Origin of the sequence: Leptospira ognonensis (assembly GCF_004770745.1) — a bacterium.
Classification (GTDB): Bacteria; Spirochaetota; Leptospiria; order Leptospirales; family Leptospiraceae; genus Leptospira_A; species Leptospira_A ognonensis.
On the sequence record NZ_RQGD01000045.1, the window covers coordinates 83701 to 104271 of the forward strand.

Here is a 20571-nt window from a genome sequence, read left to right on the forward strand (position 1 = left end):
AGAGTGACTGATCCTTTTCCCTTGAGACGTTGGGTTCCCGAGATACATGGGAACCTAACACAAATCATTTCCAGTGCCCCTGGAATCGCTTGCTTTGATTTCGATAACACTCTCATCTATAATGATTTTGGCGAAAAGTTAATGGAAGCTGTTGTCAACGATGGCATGGTCAACCTCCCCAACGATCTCAGTCCTTATTTTAGAAACCATTCTTATTGGAAAGATCATAGAAGCCACCCCACCGAAGAGAAGGCAGCTCTAATCTGGGAAGAGTATACCTACTTTTTAAAAGAATTTGGAATCGAAGCAGGTTACAGATGGACGAGTTTTCTCTTCCAGGGAATGACAAAAGAAGAGTTCTATGACTTTAGCAGAGCCAATTGGGCCAAGGTAAGTGGACATAGAACTGAGGAAGCAGTCTTCCCACAACCCGAGCTACTTGATCTCATTACATTTCTAAACAAAAAAGATTGGATTGTATATATTGTGACTGCCTCGCCCGAGCTAGGAATTGCTGCGATTTCGGATCATTTTGCCATTCCGGAATCTCAAGTGATCGGAATGAGACAGGCTTTTTCACCCGAGGGCAAAACCCTTCCAGTAATCATCGAACCCTATACCTACGGCAAGGGCAAGGTTGCTGCCATACTTTCTCGGATAGGAAATTTGCCTGACCTAGCCTTTGGGGATTCGTTTAACGACTTTCCTATGTTATGCTCTGCCAAACGAAAAGCAGTTGCCATGGACAAGGGCAATCCTGAATTTGTAGATGCCTGCCGAAAAGAAGGAATTTTAATTCAGCCTTTTATGAATCACGTTTAATCATATGACTCCCACACTCTATTTAGTATCAAATTCCCTCGGTGACGACAGGGATCTACCTCCCAGGACCAAAGAATTATTAGAAAAAGCAGATTTAGTGTTAGGTGAGGAAAGGCGCACTACCTCCACTTTGCTCAAAAAACTAGGCATCCAAAGAGACTTTGAAATTATAAATGAGCATTCTACAGAAAGTGAGATAGAAGAAATTCTCCTACGAATGCTTCAGATACCCCTTACTTGCATCATTTCCGATTCCGGGAGCCCTGGGATCGAAGATCCAGCTCGAAAACTCGTTCCCAAGGCGTGGGATTTTGGCATGAGCGTACATTCCGCACCTGGGCCGACAGCGGCTATGGCTGCGCTTGCTGCCTCTGGCTTTCAATCTTCGCCCTTTACGTTCGTTGGATTTTTTCCCAAGGACCAAAGAGAGAGAGAAAGGGACTTAAAAACGTATTTAAACCTAGGACACACCCTTGTTTTTTATGAAACGCCATACAGGACCAAACATATGTTAGAATCATTGGCGAAAGTCGTTCCTGCCAATCGACGTATTTTTTTAAATCTCGATATCTCCCTAAAATTTGAAAAAAGTTATCGAGGTGCTGCAAAAGAATTGTTTCAGTCCGTGCAGTCCAATGCGAAAGCCATGCCTGTATTCGTGATCGAAGAGAAAAATTCTAAGACGCATCGTTAGTTTCTTGACTTCCCTCTGTTATATTGGAATTTGAGTCATGGTCTCTAAACTCGAACCTTCTGATGCGGAAAAGGAATTGGCTTTTGCTGAAGCTGGTGATTATATAACAGATGTTGTCAAAGAAAACCTAAAACTCATACGACATACCAAAGGCTTTTCGCTCGATAAGCTTGCCAACCGCTGTGGTGTGAGTCGAGCCATGCTGAGCCAAATTGAACAGGGAAAGTCCGTGCCGACCATCTCCGTTTTGTGGAAGATTGCCAATGGTCTGAGCGTTCCCTTTTCAGAACTTCTCAAAGAAAAGAACCAAGACGGGATCCACGTCCTCAAGGCTGAAAATTCTAAAGTTCTCTACTCCAATTCCAAAGTGTTTGCGAGCCGTGCCTTATTTCCTTTTTTAGGAAACCGTAAAACGGAATTCTATGAACTCGTTTTAAAACCAGGCGGACATGAAGTGGCAGAACCTCATAAGACGGGCACGACGGAAAATATCGTAGTCGTGACAGGAAAACTCAGACTCCGCGTCGGGGAAAAGGTAGTAGAGTTAGATCCAAGAGATTCCGTTTTTTTTAAAGCAGATATTTCTCATGAATATTCCAATCCAACAGATGGGGAAACTCTCATGTATCTTGTCATGGATTATACAGATGAAGTTGGATAATTAAAAACTTGGAATATAGAGAATTAAAAGTCAATCTTCCGAAATCAGGCTCAGATGATCTCTATTCTCTGTTAGAACTTTTACAAGTCGCAGGATATTATGAAATTCTTTTCGATGGCGATGCTCCCAAAGAACCTGAGCAAGGCATACTCAAAGAGAATACAAACATTCGAATCTACTTAAATACGGAAGAGATTCAAAAAGAAATTCAAATACTCATTTTTTTAAAATCCAATTTTCCGCATAACTCAAATTACGAAACTCGAAATATTGAAACTAGAGACTACGAAGAAGCCTATAAAGAATTTTATAAGCCTTTCTCCATAGGAAAAAAACTTTGGGTGATCCCTACTTGGGAAAAAGATTCAGAAATAACAAAGGCTCTATGGCAACATAATGGCGGGATTCCTCTGTATATCAACCCGGGTGTAGCCTTTGGAACTGGTCACCATGAGACAACCAAACTCATATTGGAAAGATTAGATAGTCTCACGGACGAGGGTTCTATTTTTCAATCGGCTTGTGATTTAGGTACTGGGTCGGGAATTTTGTCAATCGGCCTTGCAAAACTCGGAACCAAAAGAATTTTTGCACTGGATATTGATCAAAATGCTGTTAAGGCTGCTTGGTCGAATTGGCAAGAAAATGATTTTTCAAAGGATATAAAATTCACAGTCGAAGAGTCGGGACTTGACAATGAAAATTGTTTGAAGGATGAATATGATCTTGCCATCGCAAACATTACATTCGCTGTCCTCTCTCAAAACATTCGTAATTTGGCTAAAATCAAATCAAAACGATTTATTTTCTCGGGCATCATCACGGAAAAAAAAGATGAGTTCTTGGAGCTACTAAAAACGAACCTTCCTGGCTCCCTACTCCACTCTCACGAGTGGAATGAATGGTGGGTGCTAGATTGGGTTAAACATTAGCCCTTCTTAAAAAACTTTATCAGCCTTACTTGATTACCAACTTCGTTGTACTCGATCCGATCAAAAACAGATTTTGTTAAGTAAATGCCTCTACCATGCTGTTCGTGTGCATCGTTTAAATCTTCTATCGGACGCTCTAAAACTTTTTTGTGATCAAAACCATTTCCTTCGTCCGTAATTCGATAGGCAACATAATCATCGTTTAAGACATACTCAATTTTTATCACCTTACGGTTGTATCTTGGATCTTCTTGTCTTTTTTGAATGAAATCGAGATAATTTCCTTCTAATAGAGCCTCTGATTTTTCATCAAAACCTATGTTTAAATTTCCATGTTCAATGGCATTGATGATGATTTCTCTTAGAGAAGTCCGAATCTCTGTTTGACTAATGGGACTAATGTGTTTTCCCAAGTGTGTTGTCACTTGTTGAGATACAAGCTCCGCATTTCTTAAATAATTATTGATCGTAAATTCAATACGCTCGGAATCAATAAAACCTAACAAAGTATCATCATACTGTGGTGTTAAAGTTGCCAAAATTTCTCTATTTTTTTCGAACTCAATGAATTGAAATTTAATATACATATCCTTGGGTTCTTTTACGTATTTTTGAGCAAACTCCACGCGAAACGTTCCCACTTTTCCGATCATTTTCAATTCAGCAAATTTATCATTTAAATAAAGAAGATTGAATCCCGCCTTTTTGCCCTTCATGGGAAAGAGTAGATCCGCTAGCTTTTTCCCTTTGATATCATCTGTCCTGTATCCTAAGTGTTTTGCAAGCGCCCGGTTTGCATTGATGATTTCGGTATCTTCATTTAAAAGTAAAATTACTTCATCTGCACCTTGGAAGATTTCTCTAAATCGTTTTTCCGAATCTTCAATTTTGGCATTAACATGTGATAATTCCCTGAGATTTTCTCTAAGACTCCGCGAAAGAGAATTGATTCGATCTGCAAGACCTAGTGAGAGCAGAGTGACTTCAAGTGCCGTTCCTATTTGAATGGTCCAGCGGGTAATCTGATTATCAGGGAGCAGACCTAAACTTTTCAAAGAGTACAGTCCAACACCTAACAAAAAGAAAGTCCAAGCGATTAAATAAAACGTCGCCGTTCTACCTTTTCTGATAAAGGCGACGACACCACTCGACACCATAATGATTAAAGAGATCAGGGCAAAACCGATCGCCAAAAGAATACTTGTCCTATATGAAAAAAAGAAAGTTATGATAGAAACAGCGATCAGTATGTATCCCCATTGCAGCATAAACTTCGCTAGAGCATGCGATAGTTTTTGGAGACTTAAAAAGTGAATCGCGAAAAAGACTCCGGAAAAGCAGGATGTGATGATAAAGAAAGGTAGGCAATAATTTGCCCACCAAACAGATTCTGGCCATAGATATTGAAAAGCAATTCCGTTATTAGCTAGATGAAAAAGGGAAATAGAAGTAATAAACAGCACATAAAGCAAATAACTTTTATCTCGAGTGAAAACATATATAGAAAAGTTATAAAAAATCATGACTAGCATGATGCCATAAAACAGACCAAAGATAATCTGCTCCTTATTCATCTTACTTATGCCTTCTGTCATGGACCAAGCCTCTAATGTGAGTGGTATAGTTGACTCGGACTTAATTCTTAAATAATAGACTGCTTCCGAATTTGGTGATTCAATTAATGGAAATATTACGTTTCTATAATTTTCATTACGCTCAGAGAACGGGAACTGATCGCCCGTTAAGCGTTTTAACTGAGGCGATAGATTTGATGAGTAAATTTCAATCTCATCAATCAAGGGAAAATTAAACTCTAAAAACCAATGGATTGCATTGTCAGATTTATTAGCCACAGGCAATCGCACCCAGAATTGAGAGGAGGAAAAACCAAGATTTTCGGAAAGCACGCGCTTAAATTTCGAATCAAGGCTCCCTGAAAGAATCTCTTCTGCCGTGACAGACGATGTCTTATCTTCCAAGAGGTAAAGATAGGGTAATAGATTTTTTCCCGCCGTATCTGCTTTGATCGGAAAAGCAACTTCAGCGAAAACGGGAAGCCCATAGAGTAACGCAAAGAGGGTAATTAGATACGTCAAAAGTGTTTTCAAATTAAAATTCCAAATATTCGTCTGTGATTCGCAAAAAAGCCAAAACTATTGCACGGTATTTTCGTATTTTTTCTAGCCTTTTTTCGGATTCTGAATATTTTAGGGGAAAGATTTATGAATCGAAAAGATTTCCTTAAAAAACTCAGCATCACAGGTACTCTACTCACACTGGCAAAAAGTTCCGACTCGTTTGGGCAAACCGAATCCCGAACAGAAGTGAAAGCACCGACCAAAACCAATCCTTCAAAAAAAGCAATCGTTCTGGGCGGCGGACTCTCTGGTCTTTATGCTGCCTACCTACTGAAACAATCAGGATACCAAGTCTCTCTAGTGGAACGAGGAGAGAGGTTGGGTGGCAGAATCGCAACCTTTACAGATAAAACACTCGGAATCACTCAGGACTTAGGTGGGGAATGGATCGGTGAAGGCCAATCTGATATCAAATCTCTTACAAAACAATTGGGTCTCACCTTAAAAAGTTCACCACTTGCGGCAAAGTTTAAGCTCCGAAATGAAGGTGGGACTTCTTTGGTCAATATCTCTCCGTCTTCGATTGAAACCTTAGAAAAAGTGATAGAACTTCATAAATCTCTTGGCGAATCCCAAAAACAAGGCCTCGATAGAATCAACTTTGCGGCTTATGCCCGTTACCAAGGCATTGCGGATGAAGAAGTGAAATCCATCAATGAAGTTTACAGAGTATTGCTTGGAGGGGATTTAACACAAATTTCTAGTGAGTCCTTACTCAGTGATCTTTCCTCACAAGAATCCGCTCTTCGTCCAGAATATTTTATATCTGGTGGAGCAGAAAATATGATCAAAGGACTGGCAGAACTCTTGGGTCCCGAAACGGAAATCTCACTCGGAGACAGCGTAACCAAGGTTAGTCAAATAAAGAATTCCGTACAAGTTGACCTTGCCTCCGGCAAAGTGATCAAAGCAAATGTTCTCATCTGTACCATTCCACCGCAAAGTATATTGGATATCAAATGGACTCCTAGTCTCCCAAAAGATATCGTGTATTCTAGTTTGCGTATGCAATCAGGTCGACTTGTGAAAAATTTAATCTTGTGCAAAAGTAAAGAAACGTTCTCTCCTTTCCTAAACGTAACCGACACACCAGCGCAGACGATGTATTTGAGTACTCCGGAAGCCATTGGCGAAAATGCTTTCGCGATTACGACTCTCACGAGCGGTGATAGAGCTCTCCTATTTGAAAAGGCGTCAGACAACCAAAGAAAAGTTTTATTAAAACTTTCCTTACAAGAACAAAAACAATTGGAAGCTGCCGAACCTCTGGAGAATGGATTTATCTTTCACTCTTTCAAAAAGCATACGGGGCATAGCGGATTTGTTTCTCTTTTTCCGGCAGGTTCTTTCGGCATAAAGGATCCTTGGTTTGAGTCCTACGAACGGGTGTTTTTCGCCGGAGAACATCTAGCCAAACACTCAGGCACAATGGATGCAGCTTTGTCCTCTGCGATTCAGGCAGTGAGTCGAATCTAAAAAATCATTTTAAACCGAATGCTTTTCTAAGTATGGTCGTATTTTTAATCAAGGTATCGTAAATCAGAAAACTTGATGAAAATACGATCATCGTATGTAACAAAAATTTCAAATACACATTCGCATCCCATTCTCTAAAATAGTATGCTATCAAAAGCGAAATCGGATGGTGTAAGAGATAGATGGGCAAACTGGAATCCACGAGATAAACGGTAAAGGAATTCGAAACGTTTAGATAACGTTCAAATGCTAATACAAAAAACTTTGTCCAGATGAAAGGAGAGAGGCACCATAACAAAATATGTAATCCGCGTTTTTCAATGCCATAAGTAAAATAAGGCATCCATAGAGGATCAGAAATTTCGAGCTGATAAAAACTTAAAAACACAACGAGACCAGCAAGTAGCCAATTCAAACTCGCAATAGTAGAACCTCTTTCTATAACTTCAAAAATAGTTTTTCCATAAAAAGAAAGAATACCAACAAGGAAAAAACCAAACTGGTAAATGAATGTCAGTTTATCAATGCCGTAAACATCATCTCCTCTAGGAAAAAATGAATGTCCAAGGATTGTTAAAGAAACTGTCAGGATTACGTAACCCAAGAAACAAAAATTTTCATTTTTCGGAAAGAGCCCCGCAATTTTTTCGATCCATAATTTCGGAAATAAAAAGAAGAGAATGCTGAAAAGCGTAAGATCAACGAGAAACCAAATATGGGAATGCGCAAAATAATCCATAGAAAAAAAATTTGGATAAAACTGGAAGTAGGATAAGTTTGGATGATGGATCTTAACGACGAGAAAATACTGAATGGGCGCAAGAAAAACGAGACCAAGGACCATAGGAATCAAGATTCTCTGGATCCTGCCCAATATATAGTTTCCCATGCCTTTCTTTTGCCAAACGAGAGCTGAAAAATATCCAGAAATTAAATAGAAGAGTGGCATCCGAAAACTATGAATATAGTAACAAAAATAGCCAAAGACATCGGCTCTTTCTTTGGCTTGGATCGCATAACCAATTTTTGGTGCATAGACGATTGCAGCATGGAATAGGATGCCAAGAAAGAGGGCAAACGAACGAAGATTGTCTAGATAAAATAATCGACCCATTCCTACTTCTGGAATAAGAAGAGTTCCACCTGCCGTCGATTCTTTTTCTTTGATTGACATACTGTCTTCCATTAGTCCAAATTTTCGTATGGAGCCGGAACCAGAAATAGAACGTTTTTTTTCTACGATCTCTGATGAAGAGATAGCACGAGAGAGAAGAAAAGCAAAAGAACTAAAAAATTCTGCCTGGTGGAAAAATAAACGCTCTAATGGAATTTGTCATTATTGTGGTCAAAAATTCAAAGTGGAAGAGCTGACCATGGACCATTTAATCCCTATCATACGAGGCGGTCTTTCTATTAAGGCCAATTTAGTCCCATCCTGCAAAGAGTGTAATTCGAAGAAAAAACATAGCCTACCCTTCGAAAAGGACTTCTTCGGGTAATGGAATTAAATGATTTAGGATTTCAGGGAGACGACTTTCTACCAAATCGATCTTCTGAAGAAATTGACCTCGTCGATGAACGAGGTAATACCTTTCAATGGGAAGTTTTCTATTCTTTTTCCTTAAGTGGCAATGAATATTTGGTATTTCTTCCCACTTCGGAAGCGGAATATTACTTAGTAAATGTGGATATGGATGATCCTGAATCTGATGTTCCTGGTTATATCGTTTTACGACTCAGTAACGATGACAATGGTGACGAGATACTAGAAGAGATCCTCGATCCAGATGAGCTTGAAGAAGTCGCAGAGTTCGTGGAAGATGAGATCGGACTCATAGGCCAGTTTCTTAGCTCGGAGGAATGACGAGTGTTTCGCCCTTGCTCACAATTTCATTTTTCTGATTTGTCCATATAATTTTCATTTTCACCGCTTTCAATCTATCCACTTTCTCGATCACTTCCACCTTACAGGTGATTGTATCTCCAAAGAAAACCGGTTTCCGAAACTTCGTTGTTGTTTCCAAGGCAACAGTCCCAAGACCCGGTAGCTTCATCCCAAGCACTGGTGCTAGCAAGGACGCAGCAAGGCCACCATGGGCAATACGAGTTCCAAAGACAGTTGTTTTGGCGTACTCCTCGTCTGTGTGAAGAGGATTAAAATCCCCGCTGATTCCGGCAAATAGATACACATCAGTTTCGGTGATGGTTTTCGAAAAGGAAGCCGTATCATTTATTTGAATTTCTTGAAACGTTTTTCCTTTTTGGTAGCTCATTCTAATACTCTCTTTTTTTTAGATTCAAATTTAAAATGAAAACAAACTCTTTCGTTAGGTGCCGAAGAAACATCGACGGCTTTTCCAGCTAGCTGACTACAAAGTGAAAAAATGACAGATAGCCCTACCGACTCCGCTTTTTGAATATCGGAACCTTCAGGAAAGCCTTTCCCGTTATCCATATAGATCAACTCCATCTCTCCATTATCTTGCACTCTTAGAGTTATGGAAATGAGTGCAGCCTTTGTGCTCGGGAAGGCGTGACGAAATGAATTTGTCAGCATTTCTGTAATGATGAGTCCGAGAGGTATCGCATCAGCCGGACTTAATTCTTTAGAATCAATTTCTAAATTGATGGATACATCCATTCTCATGTACATAAGTTTGATGTTTTCGACTAAACTTTCGATGTATTCTAAAGCATTTAGGGTTGCTAAATTTCTGGAACCGTAAAGCTTTTCATGAACCAACGCAATGGCCTTAATACGTGCTATGCTTTGCTCAAGAATGACTGCTGATTCTTTCGGTGCTGTATAAGATTGAAGCTGCATGAAGGAGATGATGACGGCCAAATTATTTTTAACTCTATGATGAACTTCGGTTAACAGTATTTTATTTTCTTTTAAGGATATTTCCAAACGGGATTGTTTATCGATATAGTCTGTGATATCTGTAGTGATGGCAATGGCACGGCCTTCCTTTTCTTCCTCGTCATAAATATAGAGTCTGTTCTCCAAACCCCATTTCACTCGACCATCAGGAAGTTTTAATCGGAAAAGAATGCCGACAAAATTTTCCGTTAAATGATTCATCCAGATATCGGACATACGGTCTCTATCTTCTGGATGAAGCCGCTCGATCAAAAGTCTTGAGTCTTTCAGAATTTCTTCGCGAGAAAGCTCAAAAAATTTTGCCGTCTGAAAGGATAATAATTCAATCTGCCATGTTTTTAGGTTAAAAACAATAACAGAATCTTGAACTTGCTCTAATATATTTTGATATAATAACTCATTTTGGTTTTTTTCACGGATTGTTTTGTACTCTCGAAGGATCTCTCTTCTTAATAAAAAGAAAATTAAGAAGGCCGAGACGATCACAAAAAACCAACCTTTTAACGATTGGGCAAAGCGTACGGAGTCCATCTGGTAGATGGCTAAAGCCAATAAATGATCTGATACGAAAATCCAAATCACTCCGAGCAAAAAATATATTAAAGAAACTCGGAGTGCTGCCTTCATTTGTTATGAGAAATCCTGCAATTCATTAAATCTTTCATTGACCGATATTTCTATGGATTCGCTAATCTTTTGATAACTTGTCCAAATTTGGTTTAACTCATCCGGTGCATATTTTGCTAGCCTGGAGAGTGAGCCTAAGTATTTTCCTACCAAGTAAAAAGTCAACAAGCTTCTATCGGCTAACTTCGCTTTCCCAGAATAATGTACGAATTCCTCAACTGAATCTTTTTTTGAGAGTGAAAGTATGACAAACAAAGATAAGGCATCTGCAAAAGCAAATTCAATGGACTGGAATCTTTTCCGATCATTTTCGGTATCCATTTTGACTAGGATCTCAAAGAGATGATTTTGAATGGTATCGGAGGGAGAAGAAGGATTTTCAATTTTTGAGAAATCTGCCATAAATTTCGCCTTACCAGGATAAATGGAAGCGATGATAGATCTCTGGACCTCACTCGTACCACCACCGATTGTTCCAAGTTTTACATCTCTATAGAACCTTTCTACAGCGTACTCTTTCATATAGCCATATCCTCCGAAGAGTTGGACCGAGTCGCGTGCAACATCTTCCGAGATTTCAGAGGAGATCAATTTTCCAAGTGAACTTTCCAGCGGAGAAGGAATGCCAGCATCTTTTCTCTCAGCAACCCAGTAAATCAATCGCCTTGCCGCTTGGATATATACCCAATTTCGTACCAAAATATCTTTCATTCCAAAAAAAGAAGAGATGGATTTTCCAAATTGTACTCGCTCTTTCGCATAACGCATACCCGAACGAAAACAAAACTCCATCGCGCCAGCAAGACCAGCTACAAATACAGTTCTTTCCCATTCAAGAGTTTCCTTACCGATTCTGAGGAAACCCGAATTGAGAGGACCTAACAAATTTTCTTTCGGTATGACCATATCTTCAAACACCAGTTCGGCTGTCATAGACGTATGATGACCTAATTTTTTTAGTATCTTACTTACTTTGAAACCTTTTGTTTTATCTTCAACGATAAAGGCCGAGATGCCAAGTGGCCCTCTTCCTTTTTCAGAAGTTCGAGCCATGACAACAAATACCTGTCCAACTGGACCGTTCGTGATGAACATTTTGGATCCGTTGAGCTTCCACCCTCCATCTACTTCTTCGGCTCGAGTAAGTAAGGCGGCAGCATCCGATCCAGATGCAGGTTCACTTAACGCAAAACCAGCGATCCATTCTCCAGAGGATATTTTAGGTAAATATTTTTTCTTCTGAGCCTCCGTACCTTGAAAGACTATGGGCATAGCCCCTATAATCATATGGGCTGCCCATGACAAACCCATCCCGCCATCAAGGGAGCCCGCAGAGAAAGCATCGGTTGCGTGAGAGCACTGTAAACAACTCGCACCTTGCCCGCCATATTCGGAAGGGATGGAAAGACCTGTGAGTCCAGCTTTGCTAAATTCTTTCCATAACTCATTTGACCAAATTTCTTTTTCGTCTCTCTCCTCAGCGGAAGGCAGGACCTTATCGCGTGAAAAATCAAATACAGTTTCAAAGAAGTCTTTATCAGCTTCGGTCAAATACGGATTCAGTTTTGGGTGTCTCATTGGTATATCCTATTAATTTCATTTGCAAAGGTATCGGCGATTACATTACGTTTCATTTTAAGAGTACGGGTCATTTCCTTGTCTGGATCAAACTGCCTAGGGACAATATAGAAATTATTTGCAGGAACAAGCTCAAATGCTTTGAATCCGTTTGATTTGGCTATGATCCGAGATATTTCGGACTTATATAATTCTCTAACCCTGGGCTCCTCGTTCCAGGTCGTATAATCATTATTGATACCTGCAATTCGGCTCATCACCGCCTCAAAATTTGGCACGATCAGTGCGCCCAATGTCTTTCTGTCGTGTCCGATGACCATCACCTGATCAATATAAGTCGAAGTTAATAACTTGTCTTCAATCGGAATCGGCTCAATATTTTCGCCACCAATGAGAGCGATGGTATCCTTTGATCTTCCCGAAAAGACCAATTCATTCCGAAATGTAATCTGCATCAAATCACCTGTATCGAAAAATCCATTGGAATCAAAAACAACCTGATTCAAATCAGGGCGCTTGAAATATCCGGATAGTATCTGAGCAGATTTGATCCATAGTGTTCCTTTGGCACCGGGTTCTGTCAAAATCCTTCCCGAATCATCTTTGAGAATGACATCGTAGCCATCGATGGGATTTCCGACAGTTCCTTTCGTAGGTTTTGCATCGGACCGAATCGAAACAACGGCGGAGGTTTCTGTCATGCCATAACCTTCCAGAACTTTCAATCCGATGGCAGATAAAAATCCATCCACGACACTAGGAAGAGCAGAACCTGCCGAGATACAGATTCGAATCCTACCACCTAACGCTCGATGTATTGGTGCAAAAATTTTAATAGATGCTAGCTTCAATGGTGCTAAGCCAATGAGTATGAAGATAGAAAATAATCTTTTGGAAAGTTTCAGAAATAGATTCTCCTTTAGAATCTGAAGTTCATAGCCAAAAACCACTGCTTTGTGTTTTGCCCAAGTTTTGCCGACCCTCAAGAAAAAATGGAATAATTTTTCTTTGAATCCGCCTTCTTTTGCTACTTTCACCATGATTCCATTATAAACAGATTCCCAGATTCTCGGAACGGACGGAAAGATGGTCGGACGGAAGTCCCTGAGGTCGTCTTTTAAAGAGGTCATATTCGAAACCAAAAAGTCAATTCCTAGGGAAAGAGTCGCGTATTCAATCGCACGTTCAAATGCATGCCAGGGCGGAAGTAAGCTAACAGCCGTATCCTGAGATGACATGTCTAATCTAGCGATTGTATTTTGTATCGCTGTTAACCAACCCGCCTGCGAAAGCATGACACCTTTCGGATTTCCTGTTGTTCCAGATGTATAGATAAGTGTGGCAAGTGAATTTGGATCAATCTTTTGCAATCTTTCAGCTAGAAGATTTGGATTGTCTGCCAAGGATTTTTTTCCTAAAGTGGACAGGAGTGAAGCCGATTTTTCACCTAACTCAAGTTCGCCATTATCATTTTCTAAAACATATATCTGCTCAAGAAATTTCAACTTGTCCTGTAATTTTTGAATTCTGTCTAAATCCTTATCTTTTTGTACAACTAAATATTTTGCTTCGGAGTGATTTAATATATAGAGAATTTCATCTTCCACAATGTCTGTTCCACGCGGAACGACAACACCACCCGCAGATAAAATGGAAAGATCCATCGTGAGCCAGTTTGTCGTCGCATCACAAAAGTAGGCGACACGATCCCCGATGGCAAGTCCAGAGGAGATCCAGCCAGCGGAGTAAGCATCCACTCTTTCTTTTTGCTCTAAAAAACTAAAGCCGGGGAACATTCCGGCTTTGTCTCGCTTACGAAAACTGACTTTATTAGGAAAGCGAGTTGCTACAGAACCAAGTACATGATATAGTAAGGTCGGCTGACTTGTCATAAATTTCTTCTCCTTCGGAACCGCTTTGGTCTCTGAAGGATAAAAAACCAGTGTTCTTTTTTCAAGTTTTTTTGTGATTTTTTGACAAATTTAGGCCAAATTAGGACAATGATATGTTTTTTTGGGTTCAAAACGGGATCCTAACACCCCGATTGCCAGCGGTATCCAAGCCGACTGTTCCTAAGATCCATCTTCTTTCCGAAGGCCATGGGCTTCAGGCCTTTGACCCGGATGAGGAGGCACCCCTCGCCGCGAATACCAGCCACATCTTCCAGAATCCAAAATCGGCTTACACGGAGGAGCAACTTGCGCCCGAAAATGAGACTTCCCCTCTTCTCTTTGCTAACCAGCTGATGAGCTCTCCCGTGACGACTCTCCCTTCCCATGCACTCGTATCCGATGCAAAACTCCTTTTTTTAGAAAAGCGATTTCGTCACATTCCTGTTGTAAATGAAAAACAAGTATTGATTGGGATTGTCTCCGATCGGGATGTTTTGAGATCGGTTGCAATTGATGAGAGCCCAAGCAATATTTTAATAACCGAAATCATGACCGAGCGCGTCCTCAGCGGAAGCCTACAGACAGAAATTCGATATGCCGCCAAGGTCATGTTAGATGAAAAAGTAGGATCTTTGCCTATTTTAGATTCAAGTGGTGAAATCATCGGAATCATCACCCGAACTGATTTAATTCGGGCCATCGTAAAATTTCCTGGTTTTACTCTCCTAGCCTGATAAAAAACTGCCTTCTATGCCCAAGAACTATATCACAGACATATTTGTCATATTATTCTACTTCATCGCCGTTTTCTATTTTGGATTTCATTTTTCAAAACGCAAATCCTCGGAAGAGGATTTTTATCTAGGTAAAAAACAGATTCATTGGGTATGGCTTTTATTCTCCCTTGTCGCTACCGAGACATCGAGTTTGACCTTTCTTTCTATACCTTCTCTGTCCTATAAAGGGGACTACTCATTTCTACAAGTTAGCATAGGATATATTTTCGGGCGGACAATCGTCGCCTACCTACTCCTCCCTGCCTATTTTGGAGGCGAACGAATTTCAATTTATGAATATCTGAAAGAAAGATTTGGAACATCTGCGCAGAGATCGATGTCTCTCATTTTCACTGTCTCACGGATTCTCGGCGATGGCATTCGTTTGTATGTAACTTCGTTGCCAATCGCATTTTTAATCAGTCGTATGAATCTTTTTGCTTGGAATGAAACACACGTAGGCATCATTTCTCTATTTTTACTTTCGATCGCGACAATCATCTATTCAGTGTATGGCGGTTTTAGAGCCATCGTTTTTACTGATTCCCTGCAGTTAGTCATTTATTTGCTAGGTGGATTGTTTTCTCTTGGTCTCCTGATACACTTAACCTCCCACCAAAATAATCTCTACGGAACATTCACTCAACTATTTGACTCAGGCAAACTTTCGATTTTTCATTTGCATTGGCTGGATACAGATAATTCCTACTTTTTTTTATTTGCCATATTAGGAGGTGCATTCATTTCCATCGGGTCGCACGGCACTGATTTGATGTTAGTCCAAAGGATCATTGCTTCAAAAGATTTACAAACAGGACAAAAGATTTTAATCTCTAGCGGCATTTTTGTCTGCATTCAATTTTTGTTATTTTTATCTATAGGATCACTTCTCTATATATTTTTCCAGGGCAAAACGGTAGCTCCCGATAAAGCCTTTAGCTTATTTATCATAGAAGAAATTCCATCTCCTTTTCTTGGCTTACTACTCTCAGCCATCCTTGCTAGTGCCATGTCTACACTTTCTTCTACCATCAATTCTCTTTCTTTGACTTGGGCCAGAGACTGGGGAATGGATCGATTTTTTAGTCCCAAACTCATTAGTTTGATCTTTGGAGTTATTTTATTTTTCTCCTCACTTGTTCCGTTTGCGCTCAGCGAACAACTTGAGAAAGGAATATTAGAAGTTGGTTTAACGATTTTTTCTTATACGCTTGGCCCAACGATCGCACTATTTTTATTTGCGTCAAAAAGGTCGAAGCCAAAATTCCCCAACTGGATCATTTCACCCTTGTTATTTGGCTCTATCTTAATACTTATTATACTAACCCAGAGCATCAAATTGCCCTTCACAACCTTGATTCCGGCAGGCATCTTTATTTTTAGCTCAGGCTGGACGCTCCTCCACTTGGCTTTCTCCGGATCGCGATCATAGCCATATCATCGTTTAATGTAGAGACTCCTGGTTTCGTCAATATCTCTCCCGTATGTCTCTCTGCCTCATTCACTAAGATTGCCATGAAATCTGAGGCAGAATTTTTCCCATTAGAGAGAAGGATTTCATTGATTCGTTCCCTGCCAAAAAAAATTCTATTTTGATCTCTGGCTTCATCTAAGCCATCTGTATGTTCGAAAAATATATCACCTTCATCCAGTATCACTCCACGTCTCTCAATGGTTGTTTCGAAAAATGAATTTTCATCCATCCCGAGTGGTAAGCCCCCCGCTGGGAGTTCATGGATTTTATGCTTTGAAGCATCATAAAACAAAGGTTTGATGTGACCTGCTGAGATATATTCTATTTGTGTATTTTTAGAATCATAAACTCCCAAAAAGAATGTAATAAAAATATGATCAGGCGTTTCTTCATAAAGATAAGCATTTAGTTCCAATAAGATTTTTTTAAGATTTCTTTCCCCTCTTCGTAAAATCGATCGTAGTTGAGAGCGAAATAAGGCCATGATGATGGCAGGACCTACCCCATGATTGGAAACATCTCCGATACAAAATGCGAGTTTGCCCTCGGAAAGGTCTATAAAATCATAATAATCTCCACCAACGCCTGTCATGGCCTTATAGAATCCAGTTAGTTCCAATGTATCAGAAAGACTCGTGGGTAGTTTCTCGGGGAGTAATCTTTTTTGTATTTCTTCTGCAGCGGCAAGTTCACCACGCATTTCTTCTCGCTCTCTTAATCCCACCACCATGTCGTTTAAAGAGTCACTCAAAATTCCGACTTCATCATAACCAGCTTTTGGAAAGGATACTTGCAGATTTCCTTTTTCAATTTCTTCCGCTTTTTTACTAATGAGTTTTAATTTGCGAACAAAAAACCAGGCAAATAGATACGCGAGAAAAACAGCGACAAGACAGATGATTCCTACGTAGCGAATGGTTTCATCCCTATTGTTTCGAATTTGCCTTAGACCTTCCGTTCGATCGATGATAAGAAGATTATAACCAAGCAAGTCCCTTTGCAGAATATCATAAAGCAAACCTTTAGATTCACTTTTCGATTGTATGATCGGCGTTGTATCGAGATACCACATCATTTCCTCTGCTTCTGATCTGCTTCGAATATGAACGCCTGAATCTTCAAAAACGGAAACCCCTTTAAAACTGGGCAGTTCAGTTTCAGAATTCCCAGAAAGAATCCACTCTCTTAGAAGTTTTAACTTTTGAGCTTCCATTTTTCGAGTCTGCAAATCTTTAAAGTAATGATCTAATTGTTGTTTGTTTGACTGAAAAGAGACAAAGACAAAATCTTGCAAAGCAAAATCTCGCAGATGTCGATAAGAATCATCTAATATCTGTTCATTAAAACCAGAATAATCATCCTTTGCAACTGTTAATCGCTCTATTTCGTCTTTCTTTTCTTCAGCCAGTGATTCTAGTTTTTGAATTTCGAATTGAATTTCCTCTGGATCGATTGGTTTCTCATTCGGACTTAAATTTGTTTTTAAACTCGTCTGTAATTTCACGATGTCTGAATCTATTTTCCCAAGTTGCAATTTTAGATCTTCGAGATTCTTCTTCCAGTTTTTGTAATAAGTGACGAGTCCCGCTTTTGCAGGAGAGAGTTCGTTAAACAGATTTTCTCGCTTATCCAATAATTTCCGATAGGCTGACGATAAATTGACAAATTCTTTATCGGATCCTGGCTTCTTCTTGCTACTCGTGCGTAGCTCAGTGATCCGGGCGCGAAGTTTCGTGGACAATAATTTGATTTCTCCAGCGATGGTTCGATCCTCTTCTAAAATTTTATCGTACGTTGTGTTTCCACTGGCAATTGATTCATAGATTTTAATTGCTCGAACGGCCGAAGTAGGATTTTTGAAAATCGGCCGGTAAGAAACTTCATACTGCCTACCATTAATATCGTACGTTTTGGAACTTAGTTGACCGATCTGTAGTTTCGTTTGGTTTTCGTTAAAGAAGGATTTTTTTTCGGATATAAAACTTTGATTTCCAAACAATTTTTTCCCCGTCTGACTAGAGTTAGACATGATCTGCCCTGTATCCATATTTTCCTTCCCTGTATGATCGTAAGAAAGAATTCTAATTTTTTCGGGACTTAGACCCAAGGCCAAGATTTGATCTTGAAATGAATCTCTGAAAAAAATTTGCAATGCCTTGTTTAAAGCAGATTCAAACGAAATTTCTTTTGCTTTTGCAACCTTGCCTCTCTGGGCTAATTGAATCGATAAAGACTCAAGCGTTGTGAGCTTTCGTTTTATCTCGGTTTGATTGGCTTCCGATTCTTTGACAGCATTTACTGCCGCTTTTAATGCCGTAATTTCATTTTCCGCATCTTGGAGTTCTTGGCTTGCTTTCTCCTTTGTAATCTTCTGAATCGCAGCCTTTTCTGCCAGCATTTGCAACTTCGACAATGACCGCTCGTCAATCAATGCTCCTGATCTTTTTTTTAACTGATTTTTTACTTTCGCTTCAAAATCAGATATTTCCTTTTCGGAAAGGTATTTTGAGAAATAGGTATCCTCGGAACTATAAATATTTTTTTTCTTAAGATTTAACCCTAAGGATTTTCCAAGATCTTTCAGAGTGCCCAAAAAACCTGTTTCCTGTTTTACAACAACTCGCCTAAACTTAGTTAGTTCTTTTTTCTTTTCACGAACACGAATCTTAAATTCTTCAATCAAAACTAAACTTCGATTCAGGTTTTCCAAATCCAAAACGATTGTATTTACGAACTCTAAAGGCATTTTGATTTCTGCATTTATTTTTTGGCTTAAGGCATTCTTTTGCTGATTGTAATTGATCACCGTGGTCACAGAGACGATTGCAAAAATAAGCAAGACCGTAAAAAATGAAAGTTTGATACGAATGCCAGGCGAGATGATTCGCAAGACTTGTTTTTTATTCATGATTTCCTTTCCGAAAAAATAGCGTTACTTGGTTTTTATTTTCTAACGAAATCCGCTTATAATAAAGTCGAGTTAACTTTTTTAATGCACTTAGACCGAAGCCGCCTTCCGCACCCGAATCATAAAGAGATTCCAAGGTTGGACCGATCGCATGATTGGGATCAAAAGCAAGCGCGTCGTCCACAATTACCATTTTCCAAAACGTCGGAAACGATAAGAGCCTGATTTCAATTTTTTGTTTTCTAGAATTTAAATTGCCATGTTCTATGATATTGCTTACCAGTTCATCCATGCAAAAAATGATCCGGTTTCTGAGAATTGAAGAGCCTTCCTCTGCAAGAAATTTGCGAATTTCATTACGAAAACCTGATAAATGTTCAACGCTTGGATCTAAAAAGAGAACTCTTTCGGCAAGGGATCGCATATACTCACTAAAAGTTTGCTAAAGCACCGTCCACGCTTGGAAACACTTTTACTTTTTTAGTGAAATACATAAGATCGAGCGTATCCTTTACCTCTTTTGAAAGATTGCAGAGGACAAGATCTCCTGATTTTTCCTTCAAATACTTAAGTGTAGCACTTAAGACGCCGATTCCAGCTGACGAAATATAGGTGAGACTTGTAAAATCTAATATAACATTAGTGATACCGTTTCCTATCAAGAGTTCAAGTTGAAGTTTTAGATCGGGAGCCGTCTTTGCATCAATCTCGCCCGTAATTTGAAGTATGGAAGGATTTCCCGATTTCTTTTCAACGATTGTTAATTTTTCCATTATGCTTTCCTTAAATTTTTCATCATGTCTTTGTCTTGAATGATTTTATAAAGTTTTCTTTCCAAACCATCGATTTCAAAATAGAACTTAGAATCGGGGTCTCCCTCGAAAATATATGCATATTTGCGTATGCCTTGAATGGCCTTTTTGGCATTCCCTTCTAAAATCCCTCGCGTCACAGAATAATAGATTTCAATTGCGAGTGAATCCCAAATATTTTTTCGAAAGCCCTCTTCTCTTTTATCCAAAGCGTTTAACAAGGTTTCTACTTCGGCTTTGTTATAGGTTTCAGTTTCATGATACGTAAGAATGTATTGGGATAAGAGTTTTTTACACCTAGATAAGTTATTTGATTTTGTAGCAAGTAATACCTGTTGGTAAAGATTATGAATGGTTTTTTCCAAATAAACTTTTTTGCGAGTCCCATCTAAACGGACTGTATCGAAGGCCTCTTTCATTTCATCTAGGCTCAATGTTTGAATCGAATCTTCGAAGCGTTTCTCATTTGTTTCCGCAGTTTCCTTTGCGAATGTCTTTAGTGGTCGTTCTATGATAAAAACAAACTCTCTAGCTTCCTCCGACTTCGCAAGCAAGGGAATCTCTCTAATATGTTCGAGAAAAAAAATGCACGAGTCACCTAATGCAGAGAGACTTTCAGCAATCGCCTGGGAGATGAGTCGCTTACACTGATGAGGAATCGTTTTTTCATAGGCAGGATCTTTCAGGTCTTCCTGGATTTTGTCCATCAGTCTAGATGCTGTCGTTGCTAAATGAGCCTTATCTCGCTCCCAACCACCGTAGACTAAAGATTCATATAGATACTTATTGAAGTTTTTTTTGCCTGCAAGTGCAAGGACCCGAATCGTCTTAATTAATTCCAGTGCGAGATCGGCAGGGATTGTGGTTCTTTGATTCATCAATTTTCTTTACAGCAAA

General features: G+C 39.5%; 19 protein-coding genes. 9 read left to right on the forward strand and 10 right to left on the reverse strand.

What is annotated here, in order from left to right:
* Positions 1 to 3 precede the first annotated feature (3 nt).
* The 4 genes from EHQ58_RS15940 to EHQ58_RS15955 are packed head-to-tail and all read left to right on the forward strand — an operon-like array spanning position 4 to position 3109.
* On the forward strand, positions 4 to 822 hold the full coding sequence (locus EHQ58_RS15940) for an HAD family hydrolase (protein WP_246047398.1): 819 nt from the start codon (positions 4 to 6) through the stop codon (positions 820 to 822).
* A 4-nt stretch (positions 823 to 826) separates the two neighbouring features.
* Entirely contained in the window at positions 827 to 1516 is a 690-nt protein-coding gene (rsmI, locus tag EHQ58_RS15945; protein WP_135624905.1) for a 16S rRNA (cytidine(1402)-2'-O)-methyltransferase, read from the forward strand.
* A 37-nt stretch (positions 1517 to 1553) separates the two neighbouring features.
* Positions 1554 to 2177: a helix-turn-helix domain-containing protein gene (locus EHQ58_RS15950; protein ID WP_135624906.1), complete on the forward strand. Its 624-nt coding sequence runs from the start codon at positions 1554 to 1556 to the stop codon at positions 2175 to 2177.
* An 8-nt stretch (positions 2178 to 2185) separates the two neighbouring features.
* Positions 2186 to 3109, forward strand: a complete 924-nt coding sequence (locus EHQ58_RS15955; RefSeq protein WP_135624907.1) for a 50S ribosomal protein L11 methyltransferase — start codon at positions 2186 to 2188, stop codon at positions 3107 to 3109.
* On the opposite strand, the gene EHQ58_RS15960 is transcribed toward EHQ58_RS15955, so the two are convergent.
* Positions 3106 to 5217 (reverse strand): 7TM diverse intracellular signaling domain-containing protein, encoded by a 2112-nt coding sequence (locus tag EHQ58_RS15960; protein ID WP_135624908.1) that lies wholly within the window; start codon positions 5215 to 5217, stop codon positions 3106 to 3108. The genes EHQ58_RS15955 and EHQ58_RS15960 overlap by 4 nt on opposite strands.
* A gap of 114 nt (positions 5218 to 5331) precedes the next feature.
* On the opposite strand from EHQ58_RS15960, the gene EHQ58_RS15965 reads away from it, so the two are divergent.
* The gene (locus tag EHQ58_RS15965) at positions 5332 to 6723 is read left to right on the forward strand and encodes a flavin monoamine oxidase family protein (protein ID WP_135624909.1); all 1392 of its coding nucleotides are present in this window, start codon (positions 5332 to 5334) and stop codon (positions 6721 to 6723) included.
* 4 nt (positions 6724 to 6727) lie between these two features.
* On the opposite strand, the gene EHQ58_RS15970 is transcribed toward EHQ58_RS15965, so the two are convergent.
* Positions 6728 to 7897 (reverse strand): acyltransferase family protein, encoded by a 1170-nt coding sequence (locus tag EHQ58_RS15970; RefSeq protein WP_246047399.1) that lies wholly within the window; start codon positions 7895 to 7897, stop codon positions 6728 to 6730.
* Between the two features lie 28 nt (positions 7898 to 7925).
* Between EHQ58_RS15970 and EHQ58_RS15975 the strand changes: the two genes are divergently transcribed.
* Complete coding sequence (locus EHQ58_RS15975) at positions 7926 to 8222, forward strand: HNH endonuclease (protein ID WP_135624910.1); 297 nt, start codon at positions 7926 to 7928, stop codon at positions 8220 to 8222.
* On the forward strand, positions 8222 to 8587 hold the full coding sequence (locus tag EHQ58_RS15980; RefSeq protein ID WP_135624911.1) for a DUF1292 domain-containing protein: 366 nt from the start codon (positions 8222 to 8224) through the stop codon (positions 8585 to 8587). The genes EHQ58_RS15975 and EHQ58_RS15980 overlap by 1 nt, the downstream gene beginning before the upstream one ends.
* On the opposite strand, the gene EHQ58_RS15985 is transcribed toward EHQ58_RS15980, so the two are convergent.
* The 4 genes from EHQ58_RS15985 to EHQ58_RS16000 are packed head-to-tail and all read right to left on the reverse strand — an operon-like array spanning position 8571 to position 13704.
* Entirely contained in the window at positions 8571 to 8996 is a 426-nt protein-coding gene (locus EHQ58_RS15985; protein ID WP_135624912.1) for a MaoC family dehydratase, read from the reverse strand. The genes EHQ58_RS15980 and EHQ58_RS15985 overlap by 17 nt on opposite strands.
* A complete protein-coding gene (locus EHQ58_RS15990; protein WP_135624913.1) occupies positions 8993 to 10234 on the reverse strand; it encodes a sensor histidine kinase in 1242 nt (413 codons plus the stop codon). The genes EHQ58_RS15985 and EHQ58_RS15990 overlap by 4 nt, the downstream gene beginning before the upstream one ends.
* A 3-nt stretch (positions 10235 to 10237) precedes the next feature.
* A complete protein-coding gene (locus EHQ58_RS15995; RefSeq protein ID WP_135624914.1) occupies positions 10238 to 11812 on the reverse strand; it encodes an acyl-CoA dehydrogenase family protein in 1575 nt (524 codons plus the stop codon).
* Positions 11809 to 13704, reverse strand: coding sequence for an AMP-dependent synthetase/ligase (locus tag EHQ58_RS16000; RefSeq protein ID WP_135624915.1), 1896 nt, complete (start codon positions 13702 to 13704; stop codon positions 11809 to 11811). Before EHQ58_RS16000 ends, EHQ58_RS15995 begins: the two co-directional genes overlap by 4 nt.
* A 113-nt stretch (positions 13705 to 13817) precedes the next feature.
* Here EHQ58_RS16000 and EHQ58_RS16005 point away from each other — a divergent pair, with 113 nt between their 5' ends.
* Both EHQ58_RS16005 and EHQ58_RS16010 read left to right on the forward strand, forming a co-directional pair.
* A complete protein-coding gene (locus EHQ58_RS16005; protein WP_135624916.1) occupies positions 13818 to 14438 on the forward strand; it encodes a CBS domain-containing protein in 621 nt (206 codons plus the stop codon).
* Between the two features lie 16 nt (positions 14439 to 14454).
* Positions 14455 to 15912: a sodium:solute symporter family transporter gene (locus EHQ58_RS16010; protein WP_135624917.1), complete on the forward strand. Its 1458-nt coding sequence runs from the start codon at positions 14455 to 14457 to the stop codon at positions 15910 to 15912.
* Here the strand turns inward: EHQ58_RS16010 and EHQ58_RS16015 are convergent.
* The 4 genes from EHQ58_RS16015 to EHQ58_RS16030 are packed head-to-tail and all read right to left on the reverse strand — an operon-like array spanning position 15860 to position 20552.
* Positions 15860 to 18862 carry a PP2C family protein-serine/threonine phosphatase gene (locus EHQ58_RS16015; RefSeq protein ID WP_135624918.1) on the reverse strand — a complete coding sequence of 1001 codons (3003 nt, stop codon included), beginning with the start codon at positions 18860 to 18862 and terminating at the stop codon, positions 15860 to 15862. The genes EHQ58_RS16010 and EHQ58_RS16015 overlap by 53 nt on opposite strands.
* Complete coding sequence (locus EHQ58_RS16020) at positions 18855 to 19286, reverse strand: ATP-binding protein (RefSeq protein ID WP_135624919.1); 432 nt, start codon at positions 19284 to 19286, stop codon at positions 18855 to 18857. The genes EHQ58_RS16015 and EHQ58_RS16020 overlap by 8 nt, the downstream gene beginning before the upstream one ends.
* Positions 19287 to 19293: 7 nt before the next feature.
* The gene (locus EHQ58_RS16025) at positions 19294 to 19635 is read right to left on the reverse strand and encodes an STAS domain-containing protein (protein WP_135624920.1); all 342 of its coding nucleotides are present in this window, start codon (positions 19633 to 19635) and stop codon (positions 19294 to 19296) included.
* A complete protein-coding gene (locus EHQ58_RS16030; protein WP_246047400.1) occupies positions 19635 to 20552 on the reverse strand; it encodes a hypothetical protein in 918 nt (305 codons plus the stop codon). Before EHQ58_RS16030 ends, EHQ58_RS16025 begins: the two co-directional genes overlap by 1 nt.
* Between the last annotated feature and the right edge of the window lie 19 nt (positions 20553 to 20571).

Bases quoted from the DNA above. Each gene is read 5' to 3' on its own strand.
- rsmI (WP_135624905.1), top strand. From the start codon at position 827: ATGACTCCCACACTCTATTTAGTATCAAATTCCCTCGGTGACGACAGG.
- EHQ58_RS15950 (WP_135624906.1), top strand. From the start codon at position 1,554: ATGGTCTCTAAACTCGAACCTTCTGATGCGGAAAAGGAATTGGCTTTT.
- EHQ58_RS15965 (WP_135624909.1), top strand. From the start codon at position 5,332: ATGAATCGAAAAGATTTCCTTAAAAAACTCAGCATCACAGGTACTCTA.
- EHQ58_RS15970 (WP_246047399.1), bottom strand. From the start codon at position 7,897: ATGTCAATCAAAGAAAAAGAATCGACGGCAGGTGGAACTCTTCTTATT.
- EHQ58_RS15975 (WP_135624910.1), top strand. From the start codon at position 7,926: ATGGAGCCGGAACCAGAAATAGAACGTTTTTTTTCTACGATCTCTGAT.
- EHQ58_RS15980 (WP_135624911.1), top strand. From the start codon at position 8,222: ATGGAATTAAATGATTTAGGATTTCAGGGAGACGACTTTCTACCAAAT.
- EHQ58_RS15985 (WP_135624912.1), bottom strand. From the start codon at position 8,996: ATGAGCTACCAAAAAGGAAAAACGTTTCAAGAAATTCAAATAAATGAT.
- EHQ58_RS15990 (WP_135624913.1), bottom strand. From the start codon at position 10,234: ATGAAGGCAGCACTCCGAGTTTCTTTAATATATTTTTTGCTCGGAGTG.
- EHQ58_RS15995 (WP_135624914.1), bottom strand. From the start codon at position 11,812: ATGAGACACCCAAAACTGAATCCGTATTTGACCGAAGCTGATAAAGAC.
- EHQ58_RS16000 (WP_135624915.1), bottom strand. From the start codon at position 13,704: ATGACAAGTCAGCCGACCTTACTATATCATGTACTTGGTTCTGTAGCA.
- EHQ58_RS16005 (WP_135624916.1), top strand. From the start codon at position 13,818: ATGTTTTTTTGGGTTCAAAACGGGATCCTAACACCCCGATTGCCAGCG.
- EHQ58_RS16010 (WP_135624917.1), top strand. From the start codon at position 14,455: ATGCCCAAGAACTATATCACAGACATATTTGTCATATTATTCTACTTC.
- EHQ58_RS16015 (WP_135624918.1), bottom strand. From the start codon at position 18,862: ATGAATAAAAAACAAGTCTTGCGAATCATCTCGCCTGGCATTCGTATC.
- EHQ58_RS16020 (WP_135624919.1), bottom strand. From the start codon at position 19,286: ATGCGATCCCTTGCCGAAAGAGTTCTCTTTTTAGATCCAAGCGTTGAA.
- EHQ58_RS16025 (WP_135624920.1), bottom strand. From the start codon at position 19,635: ATGGAAAAATTAACAATCGTTGAAAAGAAATCGGGAAATCCTTCCATA.
- EHQ58_RS16030 (WP_246047400.1), bottom strand. From the start codon at position 20,552: ATGAATCAAAGAACCACAATCCCTGCCGATCTCGCACTGGAATTAATT.